Annotated in this window: 1 protein-coding gene; it reads left to right on the top strand. The window is 32.5% G+C overall.

Annotated elements, in window-relative coordinates:
• The first annotated feature begins 280 nt into the window (after positions 1–280).
• Entirely contained in the window at positions 281–991 is a 711-nt protein-coding gene (locus RBATCC27255_RS05585; RefSeq protein WP_101029102.1) for a hypothetical protein, read from the top strand.
• The last annotated feature ends 88 nt before the right edge of the window (positions 992–1,079 follow it).

The raw sequence follows: 1,079 nt of genomic DNA, 5'->3' as shown, positions 1-1,079 counted from the left end.
TCTTTTTTATCTAAATTTACTGCTAAATCGGGCGAGAAGGTGAGCGTTAAGAAAACAGTCCTGTGGACTGTTTTGGCTCAATGTCAATAGTTGGGGTAACCCGAAAAAACAGAATATATAATAATTACAAGCGACAGGAATTATTCTGTCGCTTGTTTTTTTAATCATATTAAGGTGTAAAAACATTAGTTGACAAAATTAACTTTATGCGTTACTATGAAAATGTAGAAATTGCACAAATCACAAAAATACAGTTTATAGATAGAGGAGGTAATTAATTATGAAAAAAGCATTTTTATTATTCCTTATGTTAATAATAGCTTGTTTTACTATCATCGGCTGTAAAGACTCTTCAAATAACACCAATAATTCGAGTAATGCAAATGTTGGAGTGCTAAGAGATTTGTCTGTGAATTTGGAAAAGAACTATAGCGTTCCCGATTCTGACTGCAATGTAATTGAACTTGCTTCAACACCTGATGAACTTTATCAAAATGACCTTAAGAAATTAATATCAATATCGGATGATGTGATCCGTGTAACAGTTCAAAATGTGGCTTATACAAGCTATGAAGGCGTTGCTTGGACAAAATTAGATGTCCTGATAACTGACACATTAAAAGGAAATTTAAAAGTCGGAGATGTAATATCAGTATTTAATTTGGGTGGATATATTCCGCTTAGTGAACATATTGAAGGACATAATGATGCGTTTCGATTTAAAAATTTAAGTGCAGAGGAAATTAAAACGACTTTTCTTAAAGAAACAATTGACGGTGAAAAAACGGTTCAAAAGTCGGATGATTTGATACTGTGTTTAGTTCAAACTCCTAAGAATAGTCCGTTGCCGAACGGTGCATATGAAAGAGTTTCTTATACAGGTCAGTTATATGCTGATGGCGACAATAAATTTGTTCAGATGATTACTGACAGTTCCGAAACAACAGAGAAAACATATTCATATGACGATATCAAGAAAATGACTGAATAGGAAAAGTTATAAAATAAATAGCGATAATCATAGCGTGTAATGGTAGTACTGCAATAATATTAGGCTTAATGTCAATAGTTGGGGTAAC

This window comes from Ruminococcus bromii, assembly GCF_002834225.1.
Lineage (GTDB): Bacteria > Bacillota > Clostridia > Oscillospirales > Acutalibacteraceae > Ruminococcoides > Ruminococcoides bromii.
Note: the sequence above shows the minus strand (reverse complement) of the source record. Positions and strands in the feature narration are given on the sequence as shown.

Excerpts from the sequence above, each read along its gene's own strand:
- RBATCC27255_RS05585 (WP_101029102.1), top strand. The coding sequence starts at position 281 with ATGAAAAAAGCATTTTTATTATTCCTTATGTTAATAATAGCTTGTTTT.